At 56.8% G+C, this 6,022-nt stretch carries 9 protein-coding genes; 2 read left to right on the top strand and 7 right to left on the bottom strand.

The features are described from left to right. The first annotated feature begins 105 nt into the window (after window positions 1–105). A complete protein-coding gene (locus PL597_RS25670; protein ID WP_271366619.1) occupies window positions 106–603 on the top strand; it encodes a lipocalin family protein in 498 nt (165 codons plus the stop codon). 19 nt (window positions 604–622) lie between these two features. Continuing rightward, on the top strand, window positions 623–793 hold the full coding sequence (locus PL597_RS25665; protein WP_271366618.1) for a hypothetical protein: 171 nt from the start codon (window positions 623–625) through the stop codon (window positions 791–793). 109 nt (window positions 794–902) lie between these two features. Here the strand turns inward: PL597_RS25665 and PL597_RS25660 are convergent, their stop codons facing one another. The 7 genes from PL597_RS25660 to PL597_RS25630 form a co-directional block, all read right to left on the bottom strand. Continuing rightward, window positions 903–1,286 (bottom strand): ester cyclase, encoded by a 384-nt coding sequence (locus PL597_RS25660; protein ID WP_077984920.1) that lies wholly within the window; start codon window positions 1,284–1,286, stop codon window positions 903–905. Between the two features lie 69 nt (window positions 1,287–1,355). Continuing rightward, window positions 1,356–1,958 carry a histidine phosphatase family protein gene (locus PL597_RS25655; RefSeq protein WP_271366617.1) on the bottom strand — a complete coding sequence of 201 codons (603 nt, stop codon included), beginning with the start codon at window positions 1,956–1,958 and terminating at the stop codon, window positions 1,356–1,358. Window positions 1,959–1,975: 17 nt separating this feature from the next. Beyond that, a complete protein-coding gene (locus PL597_RS25650) occupies window positions 1,976–2,524 on the bottom strand; it encodes an AAA family ATPase (protein WP_077984906.1) in 549 nt (182 codons plus the stop codon). 365 nt (window positions 2,525–2,889) lie between these two features. Continuing rightward, complete coding sequence (locus PL597_RS25645; RefSeq protein WP_271366616.1) at window positions 2,890–3,210, bottom strand: hypothetical protein; 321 nt, start codon at window positions 3,208–3,210, stop codon at window positions 2,890–2,892. A 1,164-nt stretch (window positions 3,211–4,374) separates the two neighbouring features. Then, a complete protein-coding gene (locus PL597_RS25640; protein ID WP_271366615.1) occupies window positions 4,375–5,070 on the bottom strand; it encodes an RES family NAD+ phosphorylase in 696 nt (231 codons plus the stop codon). Continuing rightward, entirely contained in the window at window positions 5,067–5,456 is a 390-nt protein-coding gene (locus PL597_RS25635; RefSeq protein ID WP_217003847.1) for an MbcA/ParS/Xre antitoxin family protein, read from the bottom strand. The genes PL597_RS25640 and PL597_RS25635 overlap by 4 nt, the downstream gene beginning before the upstream one ends. A gap of 427 nt (window positions 5,457–5,883) precedes the next feature. Next, window positions 5,884–6,006 (bottom strand): hypothetical protein, encoded by a 123-nt coding sequence (locus tag PL597_RS25630; protein ID WP_271366562.1) that lies wholly within the window; start codon window positions 6,004–6,006, stop codon window positions 5,884–5,886. Window positions 6,007–6,022 lie beyond the last annotated feature (16 nt).

Below are 6,022 nucleotides of genomic sequence, written 5' to 3'. Positions count from 1 at the left end.
AGATAGGCGCAGACATAGAAGCTCACAGCTGGTGAATAGTCATTACGCAATAGCTGAGCTCGCGCTACTGACGCCAGATGGGGTCAGCTTGCCGCTTACGGTGCGCTGACAGTCTCGCTACTTCTATTCTCGGGCTCGCTCGCTACTGCTGCCCCCAAGCCTGTTGCCGTTGATGCCGGTCACTATCGGGGCACATGGCTGGAAATCGGTCGCATGCCGATGCTTCTGACTGACGGATGCGTCGCCGGCTATTCCACCTACCGGCAGGGGAAGTCGGCCGATGAAGTGCTGGTCGAAGATGGCTGCCGCGAAGGCACGCCGCGGGGCAAGTTGAAAACCATCAACGGTGTTGGAAAGATCTTGGACTTCGCGTCTACCAAGGCGAAGATGAGGGTCCGTTACCCACTCCTGATCACGTTCAATTACTGGGTGCTCTATAAATCACCTGACAAGTCCTGGTTCATCAGCGCCAATCCATCCACAGACGATGTCTGGGTTTACGCCCGCAACGTTCCCTCCAAGGCGAAGCTCGAGAGGATGATGATGAAAGTGCGCGAGCTGGGTTATGATGTCAAAAAGCTCGAATTTCCCGCCCAGAGATAACCGCTGACGGAGCGCATTCATGATAGCCTCGTTTGAAAGCGGCTATAGAGCCATCGTCATCGGTGCGTCCGGCGGTATTGGCGCGGCACTGCTTGCGCGCCTCAAGGCCGATCCCCGCGGTGCGCTCGCCCTGCCTCTGTCTGGCAGCCGCGACGCTCTCGACATTACCGACGAGACGAAGACAGCTTGAGTTTTCACTCAGGTCAAAGCGCCTATTCGGCATCGTGGTGTCCAGGCACAGAGTTGGTTGCTTTTGGGCCGATCGTGACCTGCAGGACGGAAATCGCCGATGGCGGCATTCAGGCAATCTGGCGTTCGATCGCAGCCTTGTCGATGACCGACCAGACCCTGCAGATTTTTGCGTGTTCGAATTCGTAGAACACATGCTCGCAGAATTGAACGCGCCTGCCATTGACCGGAAGACCCATGAAGGTAGCTTTGGGGGTGCAGTTGAACGGAATCCGAGCGGCAATCCGCGTCACGTCGCTGACAAGGATTTCTGCCTCAAATCGCAGGTCGGGAATGTCGGCAAAGTCCTTGACCAGCATATCGCGATAGCCCGACAGCCCGAAGGGCCGGCCATTGTGTTCGACATTGTCGTTGACGAAGGTGCCGAGGTCATCGAAGTCCTGGCGGTTAAGGCAGTCGAGGTAGGCGAGATAGATGTCGTTGAGTGTTTGCAAGTTGTCCTCCTCTACCGGCATGATGCGCGCCCCCGAAGCTCTGGAGTTACCGGAGCAAGGTGGTGCAGGTCAAACTGTGATGAGCTCGCACCTGCCATCATTTAGCCGGTAAAACCCATCCTGCGGAACGGGAAGTTCGAGCATTTCCTGCTTTAAAAGTCCGACAAACACACCCCGAAGGATCCGCCCGAACAGACCATGGGAAATGGCAATGGTCGGATGCCGGACATCCGAGATCCATGACGTCGCGCGCTTGCAGACCTCATCGAAACTTTCGCCATCTGGCGACCTGAAATACCAGTCGAACGCGTTGGATCCGTCAAGAGTGCCGGGAAACTCGTTGTCGATCTCAAACCGCGTCATCCCGTCCCAAGACCCGGTCGTGACCTCAACCAGTCGGTCATCTTCGACAGACTGGAGAGGCACCTTTGCCTGTACGCGTTCAGCGGTCTGGCGCACGCGCCCAAGCGGACTCACCTGCATCTGGAACAACCGGTCATCGTTGCAGAGCGTGTCGCGGAGCAAGTGAGCTACATGATCCGCCTGTTCAATGCCACGTTGCGTAAGGGGTGAATCCAGTTGCCCCTGAAACCGGCCAAGAGAGTTCCAGACGGTTTCGCCGTGACGAAGGAGGTAAATGGTCGGCCGAGCCACGCTTGTTTCATCCTGCACGTTCGTTATCGTTTGCTTCACTTGGAAACATCAATACCGAAACGTCCCGATTGCAGCGCATTGATGACCGAGTGCAAAGTCTGTTCCTTGTCCTTGCCTGACACTGGTAGGACATGGTGCTCAAAGGCGCCAAGATCGGTAAACTGCGAGTGAAGATCAGCGACGACCAGCGGATCGCTGAGGCTGTCGCCACCCCGGGCCAGACAGCGTTCGATCGCCTCAGCAGCTGTCGTGCGCAGCACAATGTAATGTAGTGTCCGAGAAAGCGCCGAAAAGGCCGGCAGCCAGTCCGGTCGCACGACGCCGTCTAGGATGACGAAGTAGCCCTCTTTGGCGTAATGACCGGCAACATCGGCGGCGATCTGCATGATCATGCGGTTTTGTTGATGGGATTGCGGTAGCCATGGATCGATGCGGCCGTGCTTGATATATCCCCACAGATCATCGCTGTGAAAATGCACCTTTGGAACGCCGGGAAGGTTCGCAAGCGTTTCGGCGATTGTGGACTTGCCGGATCCGGGGTGGCCGGAGAGAAGCAGGATATTGCCGCCAAGATCGCCCGTCATGTTCCTTCACTGACCTCTGGTAGGCATAAAGCGGCTGATGAAATCATTCGTCTATCGACGGTGCCACCCCGGCGTTTCCTATCTTGGCTCGCAGGGAGGCAAATGAAGCGCCCCTATTTGGCAAAGCCTATCACGAAATATGCTGATGCCAGAAGTAGGGTGACAATTGTGAAGAATATAAACCCTGCCGCCAGTTCATCGAACCGACCGTCGCGTTCATTCCGGTCCCAGTCGTAAGCCATAGCCAACCTCCATCGTTGCTGTAAGGGAAGGGTGGTCTGGTATGGTTAATGGAATCCTAATGGTTGCAGGCTGAATGTTGTCGGTATGATTTGCCATTTGGCCGTCTGAATATGGGCCGAGGATTAGCGAGTTGGCGTGACGGTGCTGATGTCGGTTTTGCTGTCGAGGACGATATGCAGGTCGCGGATCATGCCGGCCGCGAGCAGCAGAGCGTTTCGGATCTCTTCATCGCTGCGCCACCCGAGTTCAATGGAGAGGGCAACGGTTTGGATCTCGAGGAGACGGTCACGGCCGGGGCCGGGTGGAGTTCCGATTGTTTCGCGCATGTCGCGGATAGTTGTGACGGCCCGTTCGAGCATTCGCCGCTTCTGATAGCCGTCGAGGTGATCGAGCCTGTTGGCGTCGCGGACAAGTTCGGCAATGAAACGGTTGGTCGCGGTCATTGTATGAGGTTGCCGAGTCGGCTGACGGCCGTCAACAGAAGACCGGCAGCGTGTGCTTCAGCTTGCCGTTTTGAGGTGTTGCTGTGATGACTGTGCATCAGGGCGGAACGCGCTGTGAAACTGTTTACGTTGTCTATTTTAGTGAAATATTACATCGAAAAATCATGTATTTATGTAACATTTCGGATGTAGAAAATTAAGATTGCAGCAAGTGCCGGTATAGCAATTTTTAGGGCAATGTTGATGAAACAATGGTCTCCTGAGACGAGGAAAAGACCCTCGCTTCTGACGGGTGCAATCCCATACAGATTCTCGATCAGGATGATTTGGCGCGACCAAGTGAAGGGCTTGCCGATGGGGAAGCGGAGCCTCGATTCCTCGAAAAACGTCCTGTACGGTAAGTAAAACGGTGGAGGTTGACGGTGTTCAGATCCGCGCATGATTTCGGCGCTGTATTAGGGAAAGACGCAAAGCGCTGCCATCCGGTGAGCAAGGCTCGCCGATGATCGTTAGCAAGCTCATCATGGAACTTCCTCAACAGGGGCAAGGCCTGAAAGATAATTCGAGATAGATTGGGTTGCATTTGTCTGTTGGCAGCACAACGAGATCCTTGTCTCGCCTTTCGCGGCGACGCGGAGTTCATTGCGATCTGGTGCTGCTGCAAGAGACGAGCGGCACAGCCTGACGACGGTTTCGCGTTGCCATCGACATGCGGGGCACCTTCCATGCGTGATGCCAAAGGGCCGTGATGCTGATCTCCGCCGTTTTGGTCACGAGCGGGAACTCGCGAGGTTGCTACAAGTCGGGTCAGGAGCAGCGATCGGTGAGGGTGTGGTTCATGGTCCAACTGACTGTCGGGCGCCAGATGCATTTGCCAGGGTGACATCCGGTCCGCGCGTTGTCACGAAACGCGGCTGTTTTGGGCCGAAAGCTATTCCACGGAGGTCAAACCACGAGCTCCAATCGCAAAAATATAGCCGGTAATTGAGATTGAACGCCATGCATGGTTCTATGCCCGACGTGTAGCTGATCCTGCCCTTCGATTCCAATCTGCGATCCGAGGGGCCCATATGGATTTCAGATACGATTGTCCGCCCTGTCGAGACGCGGACGCGGCTTCTCGACATTCCGCATGATTTCGCGGAAACCTGTGCTTCGTCGCTGCTACGAGATGGCGACGATCGAATAGTCCGGCGTGCCTTGCCAGCTCAGATCCCAGGACGCGCCGGGCCGGACGTTCTGGACAGTCCCCGGATCGAAACAAACCAGGCAGTTTCCGACGGGCGCACGGACGGAGGGATAGATGAGGCCGCGGCTTCCATCTCTCCGCAACCGGGCGGCCAGTTCCTGTCCCTCGAGATAGCCAACCTCCGGGTCCGGATTGAGCGCGGCGTGTTCGGGTTCATCGGTCAGGTCGTCGAATTCTCCGATAAAGTCGGAGATCAGTTCGACATAACGGGCGCTGTCATGGAACGAGCCGGCGAAACGAAGCTCGCGGGTTCTGTGCCATGCGACCTCCGCGACCGATACCATCACGTCCCAGGCGCAATACCAGGCTCCGCGATCTTCGGAGTTGAAGCGGTTGCCACCTGTCCGCGTATAGGTGAAGGCCGCATTGACATGCGTGTCGCCGTAGATTCTGAGGTCACGGTTGCGCCGCCGCCAGGCAAGCTCTCGCGGATCGAGATGCGGATTGCGGCCGCGCTCGGCGAGCGAACGGGCGCTGGTCAACCCCTCGATCTCGGCCAGAACCTCCAGTTCCTCGTCGCTGTCGACGAGACCGCGAAGCGCCGGCGGCTTGTGGTAGGTTGCGGGCAGCAGGCGGACCAGTCCTCGAACCGACAGTTCGGTTTTCCTCATGCGCCGCCCCGAAGCGCGTCCAGATAGGTTCGGATTGCCAGAATTTGCGGGAGACCGCCGTCGATGGCGGTGTCGACCGGGCGCGCGCCGCTGAAGAGAGGGCCCGTGTTCGGGCGCGTGAACCAGCTTCTGGAGAGTTGCTCAGAGAAGTAGAGTTCGAGCGACTTGTAGATCCCGATCACGGCACTGAGGCGCAGCAACTGGTCCTTCGTCAATTCGCCGGTAAATCCCGGTTTGCGCGCACGCTTCCATGTGCTCTCCGACATGTCGGCAAGGCCCGCTGCGTCCCTGAGGCTCAGCGACCATGCATCGGCGATCTTGGCATAGGCCTTGAGTGCGACGGCATTGAGTTCCGCGGGTTTGTGGGGCTTGACGGCGATTTGCATAATGGCCTCCGGATATTCGCAATATAGGCCATATGATCTTCAAGTAAAGATCATATGGCCTGATATTTGATCGGGAAGTGGCTCCCGTTGCAAGAGTTTTGGCTCCTGTTTCAATCATTGCGCCCGAATGGGTGGGTGAACCGCGGCTATTCCCTCAGTGACGAAACCCAGGCCTCCACCCGTCGACACGAAGGCCAATGGATGGATCGCCGGCGCAAGCCCTGCATGTCAGCATGATACTGCAGACGACGGCGCTGGCCTTTTAAATAGGCGTGCCGCAGCTTTGGCTGCTTCTCCAGAAAGATGGGATTTCCATTCTCATTCAAAGTTTGACGCCAAAGAACGTGGTGGCGACAGGGCATTGTTGGGATCGTCACAGGTAAATTCTTCGATCGGGGGATTGCAGAGAAGCGATGACGCTCAATTCTCACACCTTCATCTGTCTGGCGGCGGTGAATTGCCGCCCCAATACAGGAGCGGCCAAAAGCAGTCCTATGAGCGACGACACGAGTTCGGGAACGACTAACAGGATCGCCGCCAAGATCAGCATTGTTCTCTCCCACCAA

Source organism: Agrobacterium sp. ST15.13.013 (genome assembly GCF_027956525.1).
Classification (GTDB): Bacteria; Pseudomonadota; Alphaproteobacteria; order Rhizobiales; family Rhizobiaceae; genus Agrobacterium; species Agrobacterium salinitolerans.
Note: the sequence above shows the minus strand (reverse complement) of the source record. Positions and strands in the feature narration are given on the sequence as shown.